This is a genomic window from Bacillus sp. FSL R9-9530 (assembly GCF_038008145.1).
Classification (GTDB): domain Bacteria; phylum Bacillota; class Bacilli; order Bacillales; family Bacillaceae_G; genus Bacillus_A; species Bacillus_A mycoides.
Genome location: NZ_JBBOYO010000001.1, coordinates 2,941,227 through 2,964,887, shown reverse-complemented (window position 1 = coordinate 2,964,887; position 23,661 = coordinate 2,941,227). Strand labels below are relative to the sequence as shown.

Here is a 23,661-nt window from a genome sequence, read left to right as displayed (position 1 = left end):
TAAGTAATTAAATTACAAACGTTGATTTATCAATGGATATTAATGATGAACTAGAAAATGGTAGTTAATAAAGAAATATTACAATAATTAAATATGAAATATTGCATATTCAATTGAAATAGAAATTTACAAGTAGAAAGCGAGGAATAACAATGGGGCTAGGAAACCATAGAACAGAAAATAGTTTGAGTGTAAATGACAGGTGTTCCGGGTTCTACTATGCATGCGAAGAATGTCATTGGGAATTCCATAGACACTTCGAAACAGTTAAATCACACGAGTATGTTACGGAGACACCTAAATATACAGAATTGATAGGATTATGGGAAGTATTGAATGATCCATTATCTATGAAAGAGTTCAAGGAACTTGTTTATAAAGGATTGGATTTAAAAAGAAATGTACAAAAATCATTTAATGAAGAAGAAATAGAAGCAAACAACAAACAATTAAAGTAGCGAATTCGCTGCTTTTTTATTTTACATAGAAAAAAGGAAACCGCAAAGGATCCTTTTTATATTAAGCTGCTTTATAATTTTTATTTTTAATCCTATTTCTAGTATCCATAAATGCGGCGAATGTCGCTATAGCACCACCTAAATCATAAACTTGGAATTTGTGGACAAAAGCAAGTCCTACAATGAAATTGTAGCTGTATATAAAGCATGTAATACCGAACAGCCATAACATGAACTTTAAATCTTTTAAGCTCAATCTATAATTCTTAATTTTTTTCCACATATGTATCAACTCCTATTGTTCTGAGGTTCTATAGTTTTTCTTGCAGATCTCTCGCATGTTTACGATAAAGAATAGAAAGAAGATAACAGCTGCGATGCCATTAACCCAGTAATACGTATGTCCCATCGTGAATCCATCATAGAAGGAATAGGCATTCCAAATTATAAGGATTATTGAGCAGATAGTAGAGATCATTAATGAGCCAAAACTTCTCATGCTTTTCACCTCGATCCAAAGTTTTAGAACTTTTCATACAATTATACATTTAAATAAAAAGATTTACAAAAGGAATTACCATAAGGAGGGGGGGATGACTATACGCTCTAACGGGACAAACTGTTGGGAATTGTGAAGGAAACGGCGGTTCTAATGTGGATATCAATATGTTAAGTCAGGTGGATTCGATACTAACTCCTTAGATGAAGCTATTCAAGCTATGGCAGAACGAGGAATAAAAGGTAGCGTTAATGTTGATTCACTTTCTGCACTGTGTTATATCCAAACCGATGTCCTACCTAATACAGAGTTAGATAAGATTACTTGGTGGGTGGATACTTGATCAGGTGGTAAATGGTGGTATGAATATATCAAAGTTAGATAATAGTTGAAGCCGTCCTTAATCGGGCGTTTTCAACTATTATCTAAATGCTTCTTTAGTTTTCTCTATTGTGTTCTGTTCCTCTTTTGTATTTGTAAATTTGATAACGATAACAGACAGTCCAAAACCTAAACAAACAGCCTTTATCTTGCTAATTCTCACAAGAACTTACACTTTTTCTCTATCTGTATTTAACCTAGAATACAAGATTCTTTCATTTTTATTCCTGGATATATTTGAAAAACTGTATGTTTTTTATCTCAAATCAATTACATCTATAAATTTAAGGAAAACTCTGTTATAAGATGCATCAGTGCAAGTTATTAAATTCTTTATCGGATTTATGTCAGTTACAGTCACATATCTAGTAAGTAAATGACCATCTCTATAATAAGTAATCAATACCTTCTCTTCAGAAAGAAATGAACATAGTAACTTGTTTTCAATAATTTCTTGTTCGTCTTGGGTTAATGTAGGGCGCTCCACTTTTGTTTGTTTTTTAACAATCTTACCAATACCGATGAATTTCTTCGGTATTGAAGTGAATGGAGTCCGCTTAATCATTCCTATTTCTTTTGGCATATGTGTATAGTTCATGCTGTATATCTCCCTGATTGCTATTAATAACTGTATCATTATATCAATTTTTGGAGATGTTAGGATTATTTATATAATTATAAAATAAACATTTAGAGGTTTTTGACTCCTTATAAAATCAACCCAATTTAACTAAGCATGATTTATATATATAATTGAGTAATGCACATGAATCAATTATTACCATAGATGTAAGCAACATTTATAATGCAAAAGAATTGCATTTACTTCTTAAAGAGAAGCTTGAGTTTCCTAATTTGTACGTGGAAAACTGGGATGCTTTTTGGGATTGTATTACAGGATTTGTGTGTCCTTTGCCAAACAAAATGATCTTCGACGGATGGTCAAAGTTTGAAAAAAGGTTACCGAGAGATACGAAAATAATGAAAGAGTGCCTTCTTGATTATAATGAAGAGGATAGAAAGGATCCTGCATGAGCGTCTTTTTTATTAAAATTTATTTTTTAAAGAGTTACCTAGAAGAGAACAAGCTATTAATTAACAAAAAAGAAAAGACACCCTAAGGTGCCTTTCTCCGACTTGAACCATCTTAATTTTAATAATATTGGACTCCCGTCCAAATATTATTTTACCATGTTAAGTTGTTTTTGGAAATATGCCATATCGATAATTACAATACACGTTTTAGTTTTTAAATTATTTATCTTTCTAAAAGTTGAAATTAATAAGAACCCCATAAATGATAAACCATTCCACTAACAAAAAACACTAATCCTAAAAACAAAACAATTAAAGCAAGTACTCCATTTTGATTATGTTCCATAAAATTAGCTCCTTTTAGATTTATTTTTATCCCGCTATTTGTGGGCAGTAAAACTCCCACCTCAAAATTCAGCTGGAGCAAAGACGTTAGATGGGAGCCCTGCTGCCCGTAAACGCCCGATTGGTGAAGGCTAATACTCAGTGGGGGATGAGCAACCCCCCCACTGAGTAAAGTTTCACTTTATATACAAAAAAGCCTTTAGTCGTAATTATGGCTAAAGGCTTTGATCATTATACTTTTTAGTTTATAAAATTTGAAACTGAAAATGTACTAGCTTGATAATGAAGCTTGGCTATTAGAATTGAAAAATTTTAGTTTTATTATAATTAACAGAAATGAGAGTAGTGTGAAAATGAATCCGCTCCAAATAAGCTGGTGAATACCTAAGTTTGAAATGAACCAGCCTCCAATAGTTGTTCCTAAAGTAATTCCGAGATTTGAGAATGAAACGAATAGGCTATTACCGAATTCAGGCGCTTCTTTTGCTTCGCTTATTAACCATGTTTGACCAACAATTAATCCACCAGCATGTACGATTCCCCAAATGAATACGATAAAAATCATTGGAACAAGGTAGGAACCTAAATAATAAACCAATATGTAAACAATAGAATATAGGATAGGGAATAATATTACTGTATTTACTATACTTTTTTGCAGGAGACTACCAAATAAATGATTGCCTAAAATCATAACTATGCCAAATATGAATAGCATGATACTGATGAGAGATCCATTCATGGAAGTTACTTTGGCAAGGTACTCAGCGAAGTAGCTGTATACGGAAAACATGGCTGCAAAAAGGAATGTGACGGTTAAAATATTTAACCATAATCCTGGTTTGCCGAGTATACGAATTTGTTTGCCGAAAGACATTTTTTCTTTAACAGGCATAGAAGGAAGTAGGATTAGTATTCCAATGAATGCAAGAGTGTTAACAAGCGCTCCGAATAAGAAAGCAATTTCGAGTGAAAATTGGTCTGCAAGGTAAGAGGTTAGTGGTACACCTAAAGCAAAGCCAACAGTAATTCCCATGAAAACTTTTGTAACCGCTTGACCGCTCTTTTCTGGAGGGACAAGTTTAGCAGCTGTTACAAGAGCAATTGAAAAGAAGAGTGGGTGAAGTGCTGCCGGTAAAATACGAAAAATAAGCATAATTTCAAATTGTGTTGTATAAGCGTAGATTATATTTGAAATAACAAATGCAAAAATTGCTGTTAATAAAATTATTTTGCGATTAATACTAGAGACGAGCAGAATTAAAAACGGACCAGAAATAGCAACAACTAGTGCAAAAATACTTACTAAAAATCCAGCTTGTGTAGTTGAAATTCCAAATTTTTGAGTGATTTGTGGTAATACGCCGACAATACCCATCTCGGTAGTAATAATTCCGAACACACCTATTGCGAGTGTCAGAATAAGTAAAGGATTTACTTTTTTCATTTATAAAACTCTCCATTCGTATCAGTATTTTGAAAGTAAATTCATTAACAAAGAAGCATTATTACAAGTATGATTGGATGCCAATATTATCTGGACTATGTAATTTTAAATACAATAACAGATATCTAAATAACTAGATATGATATATTAAAAAATTTTCTCCTTTCTATGTTTCTTGCTTTTATAGGTAGTGCAATTTTATAAAAAAATAATTGGATGCCTGTAAAAAAGCAGAATGTGTGAAAGCTAATAATCAATTGATATGTAGATTGATTAGTAGCTTTCATTTTATAATTCGTTTTGAACGTATTCAGAAAACTCTCGTATTGTTTTTTCATTTCGGCGATAGTATGTCCATTTTCCAATTCGGTCAGAGTCTAGTAATCCTGCCTTTTTCATTGTTAATAAATAACTAGAAATAACCGATTGGGCTAAGCCAGTTTTAAGCTGGATATCTCCTACGCACACTCCAACTTGAAAGCTAAGGCCTTGCTCTAGATAAGGTTTTTCATCGAAATGGTTTTCTGGATTTTTCAACCATGATAAAATTTGACATCTTGTTTCATTTGACAATGCTTTATAAATTAATAAAGGTTCCATAAGGATATTATATCTACTTTTATAGATTTGTAAATGGGTTTTGGTGATTTTAAGGGGAGAAGGTATACGTGAGCCCCTTAAATAGGAATGAGGTGCTCTTGATCTGTACCTTTTGTAAAGGACATTCTAAAAAAGATGATTTCTGTATGCAAACAGGAGTCATCTTCTTTACATTCTATTGATAGCAAGAGTGATTATAGTACGTCATATATTTCTTAATTTCATGTTTTAACTGAACAAACGATTCACATGATTTTATATATGCTTCATCGGTTAAAGTACTACGAGGATTACGTGCAAAAATGATAATATTGTTAGGTTTAAGTATGTTGTTGCCTAGCTATCAATGGCGGATTCCTAAGAAGAGTAATAATAAAACCCAACTGAAGATTTAAGAAAAATTTTATGTTTACCCCATTTTTTATTTTAAAAGTTTTTCCTATCCTATAAATGAGTTACATCAAGAAGGAGATTAAAAACGATAAAGTCATAGATGAAAATGTAAAGTTAGGGGATTCTACATGCATACAGGAGTTTTGATGAGTTATTTGTATACTTATTTCTTTACTATTATTTTTTGTGTTGTGTTTCAAATTGGATTTTATTTTAAAGCGAAAAGAAATATATCTATTGAGCATTTTCTATGGATATATGTTTTTCTATTTTACCTTTCGTTAGTGTATGGGGTGACGCAGATCGCAACTGTATGGGATATAAGTAGATATGAAACGTGGATTCGTGTCAGTCAAATTAACTTGACTCTATTTGATACGGCAGGTAGTACTACGTATCTTTTGAACATTGTACTGTTTATGCCGTTAGGTTTTTTATTACCGACTATTTGGCCACAGTTTAGAAAAATGAAAAACACCGTATGTGCGGGATTCTTGTTTTCATTGGCAATTGAGTTAAATCAATTACTAAATAATAGAATTACAGATATTGATGATCTATTTACGAATACCCTCGGGGCAATTGTTGGGTATGTAATATATAGAGTTTTATTTAAAATGTTTAAAATGATATGTAAAAGAGAGGGGAAAAAGCTTGATACGAACTCTTCTTTAGTCATAAAATACGAAGCTATTTTTTGTTTAGTTTGTTCATTTGTAGGTGCGATGTTAATTTATTATCCTGGAGACCTGTAAGCTTCCAATGAGATACGATCTCGTTTATAAAATGAGTCTAGTATTTCTTCCAATCAGCACAAGATTCTCTCTATACGTTATTAAGTTATTCAGCGGACTGTAAGATTATCAGCAATAATACTGGTGAGATTGGATTAAAGGCTGACAGTTTCTATCCAAGCTTTTCATTTATGTATGATGCGCAAGAATTATTTATTATTGGTGGGGAAGAAAAGTGGTCACATATCCATTATATAAAAAGATTTTTTCATCTTGAGCAGATTACAGATGAGCTAACTATTGATGTAAGAAAATGAATTTAATGATGATGTGTGTGTTAATTATATAAGTTTTGGATCTAAGGAATTAAAGTTAGTTGAGCAACTTTGTGTAGGGGAAGGATTATTTGTATGTCACACTAAAGACCGAAAGTGATAAGGTGCTGTATAAATAACTAATTTGGATGACTTGAATGTATAAACTTAAAAACTTTCCTTTATGGAGAGTTTTTTATTACAAAGAAAAGACACCCATATAAGAGTGTCTTTTCCGATAGTTTGTTTAGCAGAAGCAAGAAGCTCCAACTATGATTAATAAAATAAACAATACTACTAATAAAGCAAAGCCGCCAGAAAATCCACAGCCGCCACAACTACCACCAAATCCCATAATAGTTCCTCCTTTAATAAGAGGGGAAAACAAGGGGTCACTCATGTATTTTAACGGATTCAATTTACTTTATGTTTTTTACGCAATAATTGAGCAGGTCCTTTTGAAAATAAAAAAAAGACACATTAAGGTGCCTTTCTCCGACTGGATAACCGCATTTCGAAACTGGTGGATAACTTGCAAATAGTATGTATGCTTCGATTTATTTACAGATACCTAAGATTTATACATTCTTCCATATAAGTCAGTACTTTTGATTACTAAACGTTCAATCATCATAAGGTTTAGTTTATTGTTACCAACCACTCGCTCCAACATCCGTCTTCAACCACTTCACCCAATCCAAATCCTCTACCTTAAGTAAACTCAGCGAAACACCTTTCATATCTAAAGAAGTGAGAAGGGTACCAACCTTTACGAACTTTACATGTAAGCCTTCCAGCTCACATAAACGGCGAATATCGTTTGCGAAAATGTATTGTTCCATTAATGGTGTCGCACCTAGTCCGTTAATGAGGATGGCAAAGTTGTCGCCTTTTCTCCAGCGATAAATGCTTTTTAATTTGTTCATTAGTTCAATCGCTAATATTTCAGAAGAGGATAGTGCTTCTTTACGGTATCCTTTTTCGCCGTGGATACCGACTCCATAAAATACTTCATCATAGTTTAATGTGAATGAAGCTTTTCCTTGTACTGGATCATTTGCAGGTGAAAGGGCGACTCCTAATGTGTGTAAGTTTTTGATGACAGAACGGCCAAGTGCTGTTAGTTCTTCTAAAGAATGACCGCTCTCAGCGGCCGCGCCTACTATTTTTTGAATGAAAACAGTACCAGCGACGCCGCGTCTTCTTTTATTAAACGAAGCATCATCTTCAATTGAAACGTCGTCATTTACGATGATGTGGTCAATTTGTCTTCCTTCTTCTTTTGCGATTTGTTCTGCCGCTAAAAAGTTTTCAACGTCATCTTTAAAGTTTTTGATGATGAATAAAATACTTTTATCTTTTGGCATGAGGCGAGTTGCCATTGTAATTTGTTCCACTGTAGGCGGAGTGAAAATATTGCCGTTTACGGCCGCTGTAAGCATTCCGTTTCCTACATAGCCAATATCAGCTGGTTCGTGTCCGCTACCACCGCCGCTTATAATGACAACGTTTTGCTTCAGTTTTTCGATATCTTTTACATAAATGATGTTATTTGTTTCATCGTAATTCACTTTGTCGTTATGTTCAAAATAAAAGCCATGCAGCATATCTTGAACAATATTTTCTACATCATTCATAATCTTTTTCATTGCTTTTGCCACCCTTTAATTACTTTGCTGATTGCTCCAGTAATAGTAGTAATTGATTGTTTATCATATTTTTCATGAGAGAAGACATAATGGAAGGATCTACTTCGCACTTGCTTTCAATCCAATCTTTTATCGTTCCAACGAAGCCGTGACTATAAAAGGAGGCAATCGTATTTTTTGTCTCATCAGAAAGGCTGAATCCACAGCTCATCGATAGTTCATCAATAATCTTCATATATAAGTTTTTCGTATGCTCAAATAAATAGTGATTAAACGAGTTTTGCTCAATGACTTTAAATGCATTTCGGTAAAATTTTTGATTTTCGTAAAAGTAATCAAATAATAAATCGAAAATGTTTTCCCATGTTTCATAATCAAGAAAGTCTATAATATTTTCTTTCGTTTCTTCTTTATAAATCCAGCTTAATAGTTCGAATTTATCTTTAAAATGATAATAAAAAGTTTGCCTGCGCATTTGACAGTGTAACATAATATCGCTCACTGATATTTTATGAAACGACTCTGTTTCCATTAAATACTTCAATGAATTCGCGATTATCTTTTTAGAAATTATAGAAGAGGTCATCTGAATCATCCCTAGAATGTAGTAATATGAAAATCTTATCTATACAGTGAAACTTTAATCAGTGGGGAGGTTCATCCCCCACTGATTATTAGTTGAACCAATCGGGCATTTACGGGCAGTTGATCTCCCACCTAACTTCTTTGCTTTCATTGCATTTTGAGGTGGGGGTCTTACTGCCCGTTAATGCGGGATAAATGAGAGCGGTGTCTTTAGACAGATTGTCCATTTTGTCCGTTTACTATAAAACGCTTTCATTTTAACATGAGTAGTAAGAAGAAGATTTCAAATATATCACAATATATTAAAGGAATTGAGGGAGAAGCACAATGAAAAAAATTATAAACAAACCAGAAACATTAGTAATGGAAATGTGCAACGGAATGGTTATGGCTCATCCAGAGCTGGAGCTTTTGAAAAAATATAAAGTCATTAAGAAGAAAGAAATGAATGAAAATAAAGTAACGTTAATTAGCGGCGGCGGTAGTGGTCACGAGCCAGCACATGCAGGTCTAGTCGGAAAAGGAATGTTAGATGCAGCAGTGTGCGGAGATGTGTTTGCTTCGCCTTCACAAATTCAGGTATACCAAGCAATTAAAGAGACAGCTAGTAAAAAAGGTACGTTATTAATTATTAAAAATTATAGCGGCGATATTATGAATTTCAAAAACGGTGCGCATTTAGCGACGGAAGATGGAATTGAAGTTGACTATGTAAAAGTGGACGATGATATTGCGGTAGAAGATAGTCTGTATACAGTAGGACGCCGCGGTGTTGCGGGAGTTATTTTAGTGCATAAAATTGCCGGCGCAGCAGCGGAAGCAGGAATGGATTTAGGAGCGGTGAAAGCTGTAGCGGAAAAAGCAGCGGCTAACGTGCGTACAATCGGTTTAGCATTAACTTCTTGTACAGTTCCAGCGAGCGGATCACCTACTTTTACACTTGCGGAAGATGAAATGGAATACGGCGTAGGTATTCACGGTGAACCAGGTATTAAACGTGAAAAAACGATGTCAGCAGATGAATTAGCTAACCGTATGACAAATGATTTAATAAAAGATTTAGGAGTAAAAGATGGCGAGGAAATTGCGCTTCTTGTAAATGGTTTTGGCGGCACACCACTGCAAGAACTATACTTATTTAACAACGCAGTTACGAGAGAATTAGCTGCTAGAAACATTAAAATTAATAGAGTATTCGTCGGTAATTATATGACGAGTATCGATATGGCTGGTATGTCTTTAACAGTGATGAAGTTAGATGACGAGTTAAAAACGTTGTTATCGAAAGAGTGTAATACACCAGCGTTTAAAGTAGATGGACCAGTTCAAAGTGTAGAGTACGTGAATGTGCTTGAAGATGTAGAAGAGAAGGAAGTTTCCTTCGAAATAGAAACAGCGGAAGAGCACGCTGTTATTAAAGATAATGTCATTACATTAAATAACATGATTTATCTCGTTGATAAAATGAGTGACATTATTATTAAAAATGAAGTACCGTTCTGTGAGTTAGATACACATGCAGGTGACGGAGACTTCGGAATGAGTGTTGCAAAAGGATTTAAGCAATTAAAGCGTGAGTGGCATTCTATTGTAGATCAAGAGAATGTAACGATCGGATCATTCCTTGACGGTTGTTCAATGATTATTATGGAACATTGCGGCGGCGCTTCTGGTCCAATTTGGGGCGGAGCATTCCGCGCAGCTAGTAAAGCAGCAGGCGAAAAACGTGAGTTAGCAGCCAAAGAGTTCGCTGAAATATTGCAAGCGGCACTTCACGGCATACAATCTATCGGTGAAAGATCGTTCGGTAGAGGAGCGGTAGTTGGTGATAAAACACTTGTTGATGCACTTGCTCCATGTGTAGATTCTTGGATTGACAGTGCTTCAAACGGCACAGACGTGAAAACTGCCTTCGAAAAAGGTGCAGAAGCAGCGGTTAAAGGAGCAGAGTATACGAAAGAAATCGTAGCTCGCATGGGCCGCGCCGGTACAGTTGGTGAAAGAAGTTTAGGCTATCCTGATGCAGGTGCGCATGCACTTGGGGTGATCTTCACGGAGATTGCGGGTAGTTTGAAATAGAAATTAGAAGATCCCCTCTGCCTTAAGGTGGAGGGGATCTTTAATTATAACCATCATTCTTCCAGTGAAAAAATTTATTTGTTAGCCAATCTAGAAGCTGCTTCTTCAACTTCTTTATATGCATTTTGTAATACTTCATTTGGATCTAGTACTGCTGTTCCTTGTGCACGAACGATTTGATAATCTTCAATACCTAGGAAATTAAACATTGCTTTTAAATATTTATGAGAGTATTCCACTTCTGTATACCAATCATCATTTGTATAGATTCCTCCACTTGCTTGTATAACAAGCATTCTTCTTCCATCTTTAAGTAATCCCACTGATCCAGTTTCAGTATATTTAAATGTTTCACGTGCAATCATGATATTGTCCATGTAATCTTTTAACTTTGATGGAATATTAAAGTTGTGCAAAGGTAATACGATAACATACGTATTTGCACTTTTAAATTGTTGTAAAATTTCGGACATACGCTCTGTTACTTTTTGTTCTTCATCAGTTAACTTCTGTCCATTTCCTTGCTTTTCCCATGCGCTTAAAACAGTTTTATCTATCATTGGTACTACATCATCGTATAAATTAATCTGTTCAATCGTTTCATTATTAGGAATTAATTCTTTATAAGATACTAAAAAGTGGTTAAGAACCTTAATGCTGACTGATGATGTATCATCCACTTTCGGATTTGCGTTTATGATAAGTGTTTTGTTCATTTGTATTTCCCCTTTTTAAAAGTTTTTACGTTTTAATTATCGACTAAATTAATCGTCGATTAGTTCGGTCTTTAATATAAACTCTGAAATTATTTTTGTCAAATGAAATACATACTATTCTAAAAGAGCCTTTTTTTATTTGACTAAAATTCTAAATGGTCCTAAGATACAATTTGATAACCCTTAAAATAAAAAGCAGGTGATTTGTATATGCAATATAGTGTTGGGGTTGAATATGCCTTGCATTGCCTAGTTTATTTAATTAATACTCCTTCCAAGGAAAGTGTTGGAATAAAAGATTTGGCAGAGTTTCAAGGACTTTCTGAAACATTTCTTTCAAAAGTTTTCGGTAAATTATCTAAAGCTGACATTGTGAATTCTGTCCCAGGTGTAAAGGGAGGATATAGGTTAGCTAAGTCTCCAGAAGATATCTCTTTTTGGGATGTAATAGAAGCTGTCGAAGGTCCAAAACCTATTTTTCAATGTAAAAATATTGTGCAGAATGGCCTACTATATCGAGACGAGGCTTGTAATTCTTGTGAACCTAGCAATTCTTCTTGTACAATTAACTTAGTAATGCTTGAAGCAGAAGAACACATGCGTGAGTTTCTCCGTAAAAAGACTCTTGCATGGTTAGATAAAGAACTTGACATTGTTTTACCTGAAAAAATAAGGGTAGATACTCGTGAATACTTCAAACAAAAAAACTCTAACTAAATCGCCATGACGAATTAGTTAGAGTTTTTTTGTTTTTTAACATTAATTCCATCATGTGAGTACTTCATCATAAATTCCTTCTTTAAATATCACATTTAATTAACTCATAAAGTTTCAAATTGATTAACATTAAAATTCTAAAAAATACAATTTTATTTTCGTAAAAAGTAAATGAATTTATGTTTTCAGATATTTTAAACATAGTGAAAATCGCCTTTGAAAAAGGAGCAGAGTATACGAAAGAAATTGTAGCTCGCATGGGCCGCGCCGGTACAGTTGGTGAAAGAAGTTTAGGCTATCCTGATGCAGGTGCGCATGCGCTTGGGGTTATCTTTACGGAGATTGCGGGTAGTTTGAAATAGGAATTAGAAAGTCCCTCTGCCTTAAGGCGGAGGGACTTTTATATATTCTTCATTTGTATCTATATCAAATTTTTCATTGCTTTTTGCTTATTTGAGACTTAGTTTTTTTGTGATTGCAGCTTATCGATTTTCCAGTGTGCTTCTAGAGATTCTAAAGAGCTTTCAATATAAAACATATATTCATCTGCGGTACTTGTTACTTCAAAAGCTATTTTTAATTCTACCGTTTCATTTGGTTTAACTTGTATATCAGAAGGGTTTTGGTCAAGCACCTTGCCTTCATAGGCCTTTCCGTCTTTTTCATCTTTTAAGTTATATTTTAATTCTGATAGTCCAATCATTTGACCTCGTACATTTTTTACAGAGACATTAACAACGACGGAATCGTTGTTAGCATTTAAATATGCATTTTGAACGGTGGCCAAGTAATAGCCTCCCTTAACACTCTCACCAACTAATAAAATACCTTGTTCCAAGCGGCTCATATCTTCTTTTTCTTCAAAATTTATTAATTCTTCATTTTCATTTTTTGCGGTTGGTTCTTCTATTGGACCATTTTCAACGGCACTATCTTTTTTATCTTGTGTGCAAGCAGCCGTAACACTGGCTAATACTAGAATTAAAGTAAGTAATATGAATAATTTCTTCATAAAATTTATCTGTCTTCTTAAGTTTCTCAATTTTGTGCAACTATACATATAAGATTAACATAATGTCTCATTATTGGATCGAAATAGGGGGTCTTTTAGACACCTTATTCTTTTTACTTTTAATATACATTCGATTGGTTCTCTTCCATATTTTTCACGGTACTTGTTAATCTTTTGAATCATTAGCTTAGTAATACCAAGGGTTATTATAGATATATTAATCACATAATTTGTCCATATCAAAATGAACGTTTTTTACATCTAATATATTGTAAGTATATTTTATTTTGAAAGGATGTGATTATATGGCTCATAAATCTACTGGAGTGTTTCGAGTTCCAGTTTCTGAAAATGGGATTATTCCAACTGCTCTCAACATTATGTTAAACAATGATTCACGCTGTCATACTAGTAATGTAACGATAAGTGTTAAGAGAAGTCGAAACATTTCTTTCCCTACTCAAAATGAGTTAGTTGAAATCTCTCGTACGTTTGTTTCTTTAGAACCAAACAGAACAACTAAGATTGTGTTGTTTACGCCAGAATTCGAAATAGAAGATTTTCTTGATGTCATCGTTAGTGGAAATAAAGATGATGTTAAGGATGTTCTTGTATATTCTTTCTTAGCAGATTCAGCAGGTCACAATCTGCCATCTACTGTTTTCAGAAATGCAGAATACACTTTTGCTTGCTGACACCGTGATGATGTATTCTTTACTGTCATATATTTGAAGAGAAATGTTAAATAGGAGTCGATTTAACTTTTATTTGGGTTCTCCAAAGAAGTCTGCTTTAGCTAAAAAAACAAGGAACCAACTAATAGGTTCCTTGTTTTTTTATTAATATGATTGGTGTATTTACTCTAGTTGTAGCGAAATCGTCCGTTGTTATCATTCCTACTGTATCATTAATAAACATCTGCATAATATGTAATTAGTATTATTTTATTCTTTAAATATCTCCGGTTTTTCAACTCTAAATGATTGCACCTCACCGCACTCTAAACAAAATGTGGTTAATAGTTTGGAACGTTTCCCTCCTGAAAAGAATCTACTAGATTCATCTTCACAAACATATGCATGATAAGCAGATCCAACTCTTCCTTCTTTAAATGTAGTAGAACCACAATTCTCGCATCGTTTATTTTTCATGTTACTAACACCTCTTTAGGTTGATATTTATTTTGGCGTATTCTCTATCTCCTTTACGATAGAAGTAAAGCAACTTGGTTATAAATGATGTTTTCGACATGATATAACATACCCCTTTATATATCCGCAAGTAAAACAACACCCTATAAATCTCTATAACAATATGATGTTTCATATATCACTTAATGTTTATCGGAAAAATAAGTATTAAAGTATTGAGTTTTATTATTCTGATGATTATAATAAATGGAAATCAAACAATTCTTATGTTGAGAAGTGGAGGGACGGGCCCTATGAAACTTCGGCAACCTCGTTTTAGACGAAAGGTGCCAAATCCTGCAGGTGAAAAAACACCTGAAAGATAAGAGCGGTTCACTTAGTCAAGAAGGCTACTCTTATTTCGATAAGAGTAGCTTTTTTTATGGCTAAAAGATAAAGGGGGAATAGGTAGTGGAGTATGGTTTTTGGTTGCCGATTTTTGGGGGATGGCTTCGAAATGTAGATGATGAATCTATGCCGCCTACGTTTGAGTATGCAAAACAAACAGCGCAAGCGGCAGAACAATTAGGTTTTTCCACAACACTTATAGCAGAATTAAATTTAAATGATATAAAAGGTGTTTCAGCACCAAGTTTAGAAGCGTGGACAACTGCGGCAGCACTTGCTGCAGTAACGGATCGATTAGAGATTATGACAGCTGTAAGACCTGGCTTCCACAATCCAGCAGTTACAGCGAAAATGGCAGCGAATATCGATCAATTAAGTAATGGCCGTTTTACATTGAATGTAGTTTCAGCATGGTGGGAAGAAGAAGCGAGACAGTACGGTGGAGTATTTACCGCACATGATGAACGGTATGATCGCACAGAGGAATTTGTAACAATTTTGAAGGAACTTTGGAAAGAAGAAGAGTTTTCTTATAAAGGGAACTTTTATGAGCTTCATCATACACATTTAAGTCCAAAACCTGTGCAGAAACAAGGCATTAAGATCTATGCAGGTGGTGAGAGTGAGCGAGGAAAAGAGGTCATTGTAAATCACGCGGATGCATATGTAATGCATGGCGGAACAGTGGAAGAAGTATTTGTGAAAATAGAAGATATGAAGAATCGTAGAAAGAAAGTCACAGAGGAGCCATTGCAGTCATTCGGGCTCGCGGCTTATGTCATTTGTCGTGATACAGAAGAAGAGGCGTTAGAAGAATGGAGACGCATAACGGATGTGAAAGACGATGCTCTAGGTTATGCGGGTTACCAAGATTTTATTAGTAAATCGCATTTGGAACAGCAAGTGAAGCTCAATGATTATTCCGTATCTAATCGCGGGTTACGTCCTAATTTAATCGGAACACCAGAACAAATTGCAGAAAGGATACTTGCTTTTGAAAAAGTGGGTGTTACGTTATTACTTTTACAATTTTCACCGCAGCTTGAAGAGATGAAACGATTTTCTGAAAAAGTGATGCCGTTAGTTGAAGCAAAAAGAAAGGAATTGATTACAAATGAGTAAAATTTACATATTACATGAGAATAAGGAATGGACGGATCATTTAGTGAAAAGATTGGAAGAACTGGAGTTACCTTATGAGGAGTGGTTTTTAGATGAAGGAACTGTTTCGTTAGAACAAGAACCTCCCCAAGGTGTTTTTTATAGCCGCATGAGTGCTTCTTCACATACGAGAGGGCATCGATATGCACCTGAATTGACTGAAGGGGTTCTTGCTTGGCTAGAGGGATACGGACGAACAGTATTTAATGGGTCTCGAGCATTACGCCTTGAAGTAAGTAAATTGAATCAATATGCAGCATTAAGAAAATTTGGGATACAAGTGCCGAAAACAATTGGTGCTGTTGGCCGTGATAATATAGTAAAAGCAGCAAGGGAGTTAGGGGAAGTACCGTTCATTACAAAGCATAACCGTGCAGGTAAAGGCCTTGGTGTTCAACTGTTTCATTCTATTGATGCTTTAGAACAATATTTGGATGGTCCGACATTTCAAGAACCCATTGATGGAATTACTTTAATCCAGCAATATATTGAAGCGCCAGAACCATATATTACACGTTGTGAGTTTGTAGGCGGTCAGTTTGTATATGCAGTTAAAGTAGATACATCAGAAGGATTTGAGCTTTGCCCGGCAGATGCATGCTCGATTCAAGATGCTTTTTGCCCAGTAGGAGAAGAGAGTAAGAAAGAGTCGTCAACAAAATTTGAAATTATATCGGACTTCCAAGAGCCAATTATTGAAAAGTACAAAGAATTTTTGAAAGAAAACGAAATTACTGTCGCTGGTATTGAATTTATTCGCAGTTCGGATGGAACAATTTATACGTATGATATTAATACAAACACAAACTATAATTCTGACGCAGAGTCTGTAGCGAATCAATTTGGTATGCTTGAGCTTGCTAAATTCCTTGGAATAGAATTAGAAAAACAAGTAGAGTCAGTTAAATAATGTTGATTAAAAAATAAGGTTCTGGTGCAAACCTTTGCTAAATTAATAGTATCAGTGTGTCCAAGTTTAAGAGCGTACTTACAAGGTTTTTAGAGTTTTTGCACCAGCAAGAAAAGTATCAGTTTATATTAAAAAACAGCCCAAGTTCGAATAGGGAACTTGGGCTGTTTGTATGTTGTATTTTCTTTCCTTTCCTAGCACTACTCCATCGCATCAAGATAAAAGAACGAGTGATTCCATTGTATGGTTATGTGTAAAACATAAACTAGTAGAAATTTTGTATTTTTTTATCCTACGTATCCCACCCTGCACAAAAAAATATTTCTCAACATTTTATTTGTTGAAAAAGATTGAATATTCTCTATAAAGAGAATATTATGTTTCTATCGGCAAAAAAAACGATAATTCGCAGACACTGGGGAGGAAATGCATTGAAAAAGAATAAGAAGTTAAAACCATTATCAGTTTTAGCAACAGCAGCAGTACTAAGTAGTAGTTTTGCTTTTGGAAGTCATGCAGCGTATGCTGATTCGCCATCATCTCTACCAATAGATGAGCATTTAATACCGGAAGAGCGTTTGGCAGAAGCGCTAAAACAACGGGGCGTAATTGATCAATCTGCATCACAAGCTGAGACGTCAAAGGCTGTCGAAAAATATGTTGAGAAAAAGAAAGGGGAAAACCCTGGTAAAGAAATCTTGACAGGAGATAGTCTTACGCAAGAAGCTTCTGATTTTATGAAAAAAGTAAAAGATGCAAAAATGAAGGAAAATGAACAGGCGCAGCAGCCAACAGTAGGGCCAGTAGCTGGACAAGGTGCAGGATTGAATTCTAGTAAATTAAATGGAAAAGTACCTACTGCACCAGCGAAGCAAGAAGAGTACAACGGTGCTGTTCGAAAAGATAAAGTACTTGTTTTACTTGTAGAATTTAGCGATTTTAAGCATAACAATATTGATCAAGAGCCAGGATACATGTATTCTAAGGACTTCAATCGTGAACATTATCAAAAAATGTTATTTGGTGATGAACCATTTACGTTATTTGATGGATCGAAGATTAACACATTTAAACAATATTATGAAGAACAATCTGGCGGCAGCTATACAGTTGATGGAACTGTGACGGAATGGCTTACTGTTCCAGGGAAAGCTTCAGATTACGGTTCGGATGCAGGAACTGGCCATGATAATAAGGGTCCTTTAGGGCCACGTGATTTTGTGAAAGAAGCATTAAAAGCAGCGGTAGCAAAAGGAATTAATTTAGCAGATTATGATCAATTTGATCAATACGATCAAAATGGTGATGGAAATAAAAACGAGCCAGATGGCATTATTGATCATTTAATGGTTGTACATGCTGGCGTTGGTCAAGAAGCTGGCGGCGGTAAATTGAAAGATGATGCGATTTGGTCTCATCGTTCAAAACTTGGATCAAAACCATATGCGATTGATGGCACAAAATCTTCTGTTTCGAATTGGGGCGGAAAGATGGCTGCATACGATTATACAATCGAGCCTGAAGATGGAGCAGTTGGTGTGTTTGCGCATGAGTATGGTCATGATTTAGGCTTACCAGATGAGTACGATACAAAGTATTCAGGACAAGGTGAACCTGTTGAGTCATGGTCTATTATGAGCGGCGGCAGCTGGGCTGGAAAAATTGCAGGAACAGAGCCAACAAGTTTCTCACCACAAAATAAAGAGTTTTTCCAAAAGAATATGAAGGGCAACTGGGCGAATATCGTTGAGGTAGATTATGATAAACTTCGCACGGGAGTCGGTGTTGCAACATATTTAGATCAAAGTGTTACAAAATCAAAACGACCAGGAATCGTTCGTGTTAACTTACCAGACAAAGATATTAAAAATATTGAGTCAGCATTTGGTAAGAAGTTTTATTACAGTACAAAAGGAAATGACATTCATACAACACTTGAGACACCAGTATTTGACTTAACAAATGCAAAGGATGCTAAGTTCGATTATAAGGCATTCTACGAACTTGAAGCGAAGTATGATTTCCTTGACGTATATGCGATTGCAGAAGATGGAACGAAGACACGTATTGATAGAATGGGCGAAAAAGATGTAAAAGGCGGCGTGGATACAACTGATGGTAAGTGGGTTGATAAATCATACGATTTAAGCCAATTTAAAGGGAAAAAAGTAAAACTGCAATTTGAGTATTTAACAGATATTGCAGTAGCTTATAAAGGATTTGCGTTAGATAATGCTGCATTAACTGTAGATGGAAAAGTTGTTTTCTCAGATGATGCAGAAGGCGGGCCAGCAATGACGTTAAAAGGATTTACTGTATCTAACGGATTGGAACAGAAAAAAAATAACTACTATGTAGAGTGGAGAAATTACGCTGGTTCTGACACGGCGTTACAACATGCGCGTGGTCCAGTCTTTAATACAGGAATGGTTGTATGGTATGCGGATCAAAGCTTTACAGATAACTGGGTAGGTGTTCATCCAGGTGAAGGATTCTTAGGAGTAGTAGATTCTCATCCAGAGGCAATCGTAGGTACATTAAACGGACAACCGACTGTGAAGAGCAGTACGCGTTATCAAATTGCCGATGCGGCATTCTCATTTGATCAAGCGCCAGCATGGAGAGTAGACTCGCCAACTCGCGGTATCTTTGACTATAAAGGATTACCAGGAGTTGCAAAATTTGATGATTCTAAGCAGTACATCAACAGCGTTATTCCAGATGCAGGACGTAAGTTGCCGAAATTAGGATTGAAGTTTGAAGTAGTAGGTCAAGCTGAAGACAAATCTGCAGGTGCAGTTTGGATTCATCGATAGAATAAGGTGAAACTATGAGAGCTGTCCATAAGTTGGTGAAACTGACTTATGGACAGCTCTTTTCTTATTCTAGAAACGTGGCAGTTTAGTTTAGGAACCAGTTCATTGGAAAGGAAGATATAAAATTTATTTTCAATAAAAACGAGAAATGATATCTCTAGAAAATCTCCTTTTCCTTCCATATTCGAGGTATAAAACAAAGGGAGAAAGTCAGTAGCGGTCCTGTTATATTCTGCATAGCAGCGATTTATATGTCGAGAAATCAAAATAGATTTATGTAGCATGCCGCTTTAGTTTTAAAAGTAGAAAAAAATCAATAAATTACAATATAGCATGATTAAAATTAATTGAAATGCATGAGCAAAAATACATTCTCATACGAAATTTTTATTAAATTACAAAATACTTATCAGATTTGATTGTAAGAAATGATAAGTATAATTGATTTTTTATGATGTACAGAAAAAATTAATTATCACATCCCTTTATTTTCACACTAGAACCTAAAAAGAGGTTCTGTTACAAAGTTTTTTAACAAGAAAAAGTTATGTTGCAAAAAGGGTTGTGCCTATTAATTATATGAAGAGAGGCATGTAGTGTGTTACTAGACAAAAATACTTGATACACCAATGTTACCTTCACTCACCCTCCTCAGTATTATAAGCTAATAGTGGTTCGTACATCATTATAGCGTGATTCTCCGTTACATATTGGTCTTCTATAAACTGTTTCTGTTGAGTATATACTTTACGTTGAATAACATTATGTCGTATATAACCACCCCAGTATGCAGATTGGATTGAGTGTTCTTTTTCATATACTTCATATTGATAAAGCTGCGGATGGGCAATTCTCCACTCACCGACTAAATGCTTATCTGTAATATAAAGGTGAAGTTGATACGATTGGTCCGTTTCATTTTTGATTTGTAAATCCAAATAATTATAAGAACAAGTCGCTCCACTTCCAAATGGTTGGGTCCGCTTGGAATCAGGAAAGACATCAAAACTATGACGATATCGCTCTGTTACTGTCAATGGTGTATGTAAGGTCATCCAATATATTAAATTTGAAAGCTGACAAAGCCCTCCTCCAATGCCTGCTTGAAAAGATCCATAGTGTAGTATCATGCCCTCTACATACCCTTTTCTTCTCGTAGGCTTACCTATTAAACGCCAGTAAGAGAATGTTTCTCCCGGTCTAATGACGATACCATTTAGTTGTTTAATAGCAATCTTCAAATTAACAACTTTATTCTGTTGATACCACATATCTACATCTTTGAGCTTACGAAGTAGTATCGTTCGATGCTGAATCGCTGTATAGGGTAACTTTTCTTGTTGAAACGTTTTTGCATATGTTTTTCCATCTGCTAACCACTGAATGTACCTCTTTGTAGAGTAATACCATGTCCCTAGTAGAATGCGATACTTAGACCGCTGTTTAGGACGTAAGTTCACTAAATTCATTTTATTTCCTCTCTCCATCGTTTTCATATGTTACCATTTCCGTAATTACGATCCCAATCAATTGTCGTATTAATGCCTTTGAATTTACCCAAGTTTTCCCGCACAGAACTGTAATATTAATTGTCACATTCTCTCGTTTTTTAACTACATTCTTATATGTATATCCATCAATAAAATGTACTTTTCTTAGCTGCATAGTAATTAACATAAATAGATAAAAGACGCAAAAAAACAGTATAATTAATCTAATGGGGACCTTGTTTTTTCCATTTTTCGAATTGCTTATAGTCATGTGAAACTCTGCCTCAATATGATAAATTCAACACATTATAAATATAAAGGATAACCTTAAACAAAGAATAATGAAAATTAAAGGAATTCTAAAGAATTAATATATTTTTACTAAATATTGATTGATAATAAGTTGTTTTTTGAGACTTTACTAGGTTCTGTTGCAAAGTTTCTTAGCAAATAAAAAGTTAAGTTAATTACAATGAATCATGTTAAAAGGTATGTTCTCAGGATTATATTGTGATTTTAATGGAGATAGCATTGTTTTTTAGGCTACATTTTAGCGAAATAAAAGCTCAAAAATCGATATGTATATTTACAATGTTACATTAGTATTTTTCTTTTTATTTATCCCGCTATTTGTGGGCAGTAAAACTCCCACCTTAAAATGCGGCTGGGGCAAAGAAGTTAGGTGGGAGATGAACTGCCCGTAAACCCCCACTGATTATTAGCCTTCACTTTATATATTCGCAAGTAAAATAGCATAATATCAGTATGAATCCCTATAGTGATATGAATTTTTGCATATTTTGAAATTCAGTATATCCTCCGAAAAGTTTTGATTGTATAATGTGTTTTGTTATATTATTTTAGATTTTTCGACAAAAAACAACAAAAAATAGAAGACGTATTGGGAGAATGCATTATGTACATAAAACTATTAAAATCAATTACATCATTATCACTTATTGGTAGCGCTTTATTATATACAAATGTTGGTGAGATGAAAGCTGCTGAAGCGGGTACTTTTTCCGATGTACCTACATCGCACTGGTCCTATCCTGCGATTAAAGACTTAGCGAGCAAAAATATTATTTCAGGCTATGGAAATGGAAAGTTTGGTTTTGGTGATGTTGCGACGAGGGAGCAAGTTGCAGCTTTAATTTATCGTGTGTTAGTACCGAATAAGCAAGGCGGTACGTTTAGTAATGATGGTGCTCGTTATGTATTACAAGATGGGTCTACTTTAAATAATCCGTATGGAGATATTCGCTCAGGTTCTACAATGTTTCCGGAAGAGGTTTTAACGTTAACGAAATTGGGGATTTTTAAAGGTGATGGAAATGGCGGTTTTAGACCGAAAGATTCTGTTAGCCGCGCAGAAATGGCGCAAATTATTAAAAATGCGTTCCAAGTTTCAGCTAAACAAAAACATACATTTAATGATGTTCCAAAAGGATTTTGGGCAGAAAATGCGATTAGTGCGGTGCAGTCAAACGGGATTGCATCTGGTACAGGAGACGGGAAATTTGAACCAGCTAAAACGGTAACGCGTGAACAGTATGCACAGTTTTTATATAATGCATTGAAATATAAAAAGCCTGAGGTTGCGGTGCAAGATACAGGAGATGCGGCATTATTAGCAGCATTCAAAAATGAAGTACAAACGCGTATTAATACGTATGAAACGAATATTACACTTCCATATAAAACGAAAAACAGTAATACAAAAGAAGTGATGAATACACTTTTCACCGCATATAAAGAAGTCGCAAGTAAAAATGAGTATACAAATTATAATAGATCGAATGTTTCATACTCACTATCTGGATCGCCAGGGAATTATACGTTTACGCTAAATATTACATATCGTGAAACGAAAGAACAAACAGAATATGTGATGAAACAAGCGAAAGCGATCGTTTCTTCTATTATTCAAGTCGGGATGGATGATCATGAAAAAGTGAAGGCGATTCATGATTATGTTGTAAAACATGTTTCTTACGATACGTCTTATAAAGCGTATACAGCATATGAGGCACTCGCGAATCGTTCTGCCGTTTGCCAAGGTTACACACTATTAACCTATCAATTATTAAAAGAAGCTGGAATTGAGAATCATTTTGTAGTAGGAACTGGAGACGGTCAGCCTCATGCTTGGAATTTAGTGAAAATCGATAACAAGTGGTACCATCTTGATACAACATTTGATGATCCAGTGCCAGATGAACAAGGCCGCGTAACATATTCTTATTTCAACTTATCTGACGAGCAAATTGCAAGAAATCATGAGTGGAACCGCGGGGACTATCCGCAAGCTACAACAAACTATTATAGTACATTAACAAATAAAATTGCGACAGGTGGTACGAAAACACCTGCATATCAGCAAATATTGAAAGATACAAAGTTAAATTATTTAGGAAATGAATACATCGCGAATAGCTATAATGAATTAAAAAGTAAAATGCAGCAGCGCTATAGTGCAAAGCCAGAGAAGATTGAAGTTCTTTATAAGCAATCAATGGACGGTTCACTGCAAGATGTGAAAAAGGCAATTGGAGAAATCGGTTATCCAAAAGGATCAAACCGTGTTTCTTATAAAGCGGAGCCGTATAATGCAAAAGAAGGGTATTCTTTGGTGACGATTACGTTTACGTATTAAAAATAACCTAGATCCATTTAAGGGATCTAGGTTATTTTTTTATACCTTAATTTGACATATACAGTCAGACTGTATAAAATAAAACTATACAGTTGAACTATATAGTTTGACTATATATTTAACGTT

Annotated in this window: 24 protein-coding genes, 3 pseudogenes and 1 riboswitch; of the genes and pseudogenes, 13 read left to right on the top strand and 14 right to left on the bottom strand. The window is 34.8% G+C overall.

The genetic code is table 11. From position 1 onward, the window contains the following. Positions 1–152 precede the first annotated feature (152 nt). Positions 153–458 carry a hypothetical protein gene (locus tag MKX66_RS14940; RefSeq protein WP_002140620.1) on the top strand — a complete coding sequence of 102 codons (306 nt, stop codon included), beginning with the start codon at positions 153–155 and terminating at the stop codon, positions 456–458. A gap of 61 nt (positions 459–519) precedes the next feature. Here the strand turns inward: MKX66_RS14940 and MKX66_RS14935 are convergent, their stop codons facing one another. Continuing rightward, the gene (locus tag MKX66_RS14935; protein WP_002125677.1) at positions 520–741 is read right to left on the bottom strand and encodes a hypothetical protein; all 222 of its coding nucleotides are present in this window, start codon (positions 739–741) and stop codon (positions 520–522) included. A 12-nt stretch (positions 742–753) separates the two neighbouring features. Beyond that, positions 754–957, bottom strand: coding sequence for a hypothetical protein (locus MKX66_RS14930; protein ID WP_078176431.1), 204 nt, complete (start codon positions 955–957; stop codon positions 754–756). A 98-nt stretch (positions 958–1,055) separates the two neighbouring features. Here MKX66_RS14930 and MKX66_RS14925 point away from each other — a divergent pair. After that, a pseudogene (locus tag MKX66_RS14925) lies at positions 1,056–1,300 on the top strand (N-acetylmuramoyl-L-alanine amidase C-terminal domain-containing protein); the annotation flags it as partial. Between the two features lie 294 nt (positions 1,301–1,594). Here the strand turns inward: MKX66_RS14925 and MKX66_RS14920 are convergent. Further along, entirely contained in the window at positions 1,595–1,936 is a 342-nt protein-coding gene (locus MKX66_RS14920) for a YolD-like family protein (RefSeq protein WP_159146308.1), read from the bottom strand. A gap of 155 nt (positions 1,937–2,091) precedes the next feature. Here MKX66_RS14920 and MKX66_RS14915 point away from each other — a divergent pair, with 155 nt between their 5' ends. After that, entirely contained in the window at positions 2,092–2,373 is a 282-nt protein-coding gene (locus MKX66_RS14915; RefSeq protein ID WP_033715111.1) for a barstar family protein, read from the top strand. 616 nt (positions 2,374–2,989) lie between these two features. Here the strand turns inward: MKX66_RS14915 and MKX66_RS14910 are convergent. The 3 genes and pseudogenes from MKX66_RS14910 to MKX66_RS14900 form a co-directional block, all read right to left on the bottom strand. Next, complete coding sequence (locus tag MKX66_RS14910) at positions 2,990–4,165, bottom strand: MFS transporter (RefSeq protein ID WP_002140622.1); 1,176 nt, start codon at positions 4,163–4,165, stop codon at positions 2,990–2,992. Positions 4,166–4,453: 288 nt separating this feature from the next. After that, positions 4,454–4,765, bottom strand: coding sequence for an ArsR/SmtB family transcription factor (locus MKX66_RS14905; RefSeq protein WP_002087249.1), 312 nt, complete (start codon positions 4,763–4,765; stop codon positions 4,454–4,456). Between the two features lie 175 nt (positions 4,766–4,940). Beyond that, positions 4,941–5,042, bottom strand: a pseudogene (locus MKX66_RS14900) (TetR family transcriptional regulator); the annotation flags it as partial. A gap of 244 nt (positions 5,043–5,286) precedes the next feature. Here MKX66_RS14900 and MKX66_RS14895 point away from each other — a divergent pair. After that, positions 5,287–5,913 carry a VanZ family protein gene (locus MKX66_RS14895; RefSeq protein WP_215590836.1) on the top strand — a complete coding sequence of 209 codons (627 nt, stop codon included), beginning with the start codon at positions 5,287–5,289 and terminating at the stop codon, positions 5,911–5,913. Between the two features lie 41 nt (positions 5,914–5,954). Further along, positions 5,955–6,209, top strand: a pseudogene (locus tag MKX66_RS14890) (hypothetical protein); the annotation flags it as partial. A 244-nt stretch (positions 6,210–6,453) separates the two neighbouring features. Here MKX66_RS14890 and MKX66_RS14885 read toward each other — a convergent pair. The 3 genes from MKX66_RS14885 to dhaS form a co-directional block, all read right to left on the bottom strand. Further along, positions 6,454–6,561 (bottom strand): YjcZ family sporulation protein, encoded by a 108-nt coding sequence (locus tag MKX66_RS14885; protein ID WP_000505673.1) that lies wholly within the window; start codon positions 6,559–6,561, stop codon positions 6,454–6,456. Between the two features lie 295 nt (positions 6,562–6,856). After that, positions 6,857–7,855 (bottom strand): DhaKLM operon coactivator DhaQ, encoded by a 999-nt coding sequence (gene dhaQ, locus MKX66_RS14880; RefSeq protein ID WP_215590837.1) that lies wholly within the window; start codon positions 7,853–7,855, stop codon positions 6,857–6,859. A 19-nt stretch (positions 7,856–7,874) separates the two neighbouring features. Further along, the gene (gene dhaS / locus MKX66_RS14875) at positions 7,875–8,441 is read right to left on the bottom strand and encodes a dihydroxyacetone kinase transcriptional activator DhaS (protein ID WP_002166228.1); all 567 of its coding nucleotides are present in this window, start codon (positions 8,439–8,441) and stop codon (positions 7,875–7,877) included. Between the two features lie 326 nt (positions 8,442–8,767). On the opposite strand from dhaS, the gene dhaK reads away from it, so the two are divergent. After that, a complete protein-coding gene (dhaK, locus tag MKX66_RS14870; RefSeq protein ID WP_215590838.1) occupies positions 8,768–10,519 on the top strand; it encodes a dihydroxyacetone kinase subunit DhaK in 1,752 nt (583 codons plus the stop codon). A gap of 74 nt (positions 10,520–10,593) precedes the next feature. On the opposite strand, the gene MKX66_RS14865 is transcribed toward dhaK, so the two are convergent. Beyond that, a complete protein-coding gene (locus MKX66_RS14865) occupies positions 10,594–11,235 on the bottom strand; it encodes an FMN-dependent NADH-azoreductase (RefSeq protein WP_341086531.1) in 642 nt (213 codons plus the stop codon). 210 nt (positions 11,236–11,445) lie between these two features. Between MKX66_RS14865 and MKX66_RS14860 the strand changes: the two genes are divergently transcribed. Together MKX66_RS14860 and MKX66_RS14855 are read left to right on the top strand one after the other, a co-directional pair. Then, a complete protein-coding gene (locus MKX66_RS14860) occupies positions 11,446–11,952 on the top strand; it encodes an RrF2 family transcriptional regulator (RefSeq protein WP_016101675.1) in 507 nt (168 codons plus the stop codon). A 191-nt stretch (positions 11,953–12,143) separates the two neighbouring features. Continuing rightward, positions 12,144–12,314 (top strand): DAK2 domain-containing protein, encoded by a 171-nt coding sequence (locus MKX66_RS14855; RefSeq protein WP_371411555.1) that lies wholly within the window; start codon positions 12,144–12,146, stop codon positions 12,312–12,314. Positions 12,315–12,412: 98 nt separating this feature from the next. Here the strand turns inward: MKX66_RS14855 and MKX66_RS14850 are convergent, their stop codons facing one another. Further along, positions 12,413–12,964, bottom strand: coding sequence for a DUF4352 domain-containing protein (locus MKX66_RS14850; protein ID WP_341086526.1), 552 nt, complete (start codon positions 12,962–12,964; stop codon positions 12,413–12,415). Between the two features lie 305 nt (positions 12,965–13,269). Between MKX66_RS14850 and MKX66_RS14845 the strand changes: the two genes are divergently transcribed. Continuing rightward, complete coding sequence (locus MKX66_RS14845; RefSeq protein WP_060750949.1) at positions 13,270–13,659, top strand: hypothetical protein; 390 nt, start codon at positions 13,270–13,272, stop codon at positions 13,657–13,659. A 249-nt stretch (positions 13,660–13,908) separates the two neighbouring features. On the opposite strand, the gene MKX66_RS14840 is transcribed toward MKX66_RS14845, so the two are convergent. Next, entirely contained in the window at positions 13,909–14,115 is a 207-nt protein-coding gene (locus MKX66_RS14840; protein WP_002035364.1) for a hypothetical protein, read from the bottom strand. Positions 14,116–14,376: 261 nt separating this feature from the next. Continuing rightward, positions 14,377–14,483: riboswitch (SAM riboswitch) on the top strand. A gap of 82 nt (positions 14,484–14,565) precedes the next feature. On the opposite strand from MKX66_RS14840, the gene MKX66_RS14835 reads away from it, so the two are divergent. The 3 genes from MKX66_RS14835 (at position 14,566) to MKX66_RS14825 (ending at position 19,389) form a co-directional block, all read left to right on the top strand. Continuing rightward, positions 14,566–15,624 carry an LLM class flavin-dependent oxidoreductase gene (locus MKX66_RS14835; RefSeq protein ID WP_085309524.1) on the top strand — a complete coding sequence of 353 codons (1,059 nt, stop codon included), beginning with the start codon at positions 14,566–14,568 and terminating at the stop codon, positions 15,622–15,624. Beyond that, positions 15,617–16,573, top strand: a complete 957-nt coding sequence (locus tag MKX66_RS14830; protein WP_341086523.1) for an ATP-grasp domain-containing protein — start codon at positions 15,617–15,619, stop codon at positions 16,571–16,573. Before MKX66_RS14835 ends, MKX66_RS14830 begins: the two co-directional genes overlap by 8 nt. Positions 16,574–17,004: 431 nt before the next feature. Continuing rightward, entirely contained in the window at positions 17,005–19,389 is a 2,385-nt protein-coding gene (locus MKX66_RS14825) for an immune inhibitor A domain-containing protein (RefSeq protein ID WP_341086520.1), read from the top strand. Positions 19,390–20,027: 638 nt separating this feature from the next. Here the strand turns inward: MKX66_RS14825 and MKX66_RS14820 are convergent. Both MKX66_RS14820 and MKX66_RS14815 read right to left on the bottom strand, forming a co-directional pair. Next, positions 20,028–20,858, bottom strand: a complete 831-nt coding sequence (locus tag MKX66_RS14820; protein WP_098635059.1) for a VanW family protein — start codon at positions 20,856–20,858, stop codon at positions 20,028–20,030. Position 20,859: 1 nt separating this feature from the next. Then, positions 20,860–21,066, bottom strand: coding sequence for a hypothetical protein (locus MKX66_RS14815; protein ID WP_341086517.1), 207 nt, complete (start codon positions 21,064–21,066; stop codon positions 20,860–20,862). A 729-nt stretch (positions 21,067–21,795) separates the two neighbouring features. Between MKX66_RS14815 and MKX66_RS14810 the strand changes: the two genes are divergently transcribed. Continuing rightward, a complete protein-coding gene (locus MKX66_RS14810) occupies positions 21,796–23,535 on the top strand; it encodes an S-layer homology domain-containing protein (protein WP_341086515.1) in 1,740 nt (579 codons plus the stop codon). The last annotated feature ends 126 nt before the right edge of the window (positions 23,536–23,661 follow it).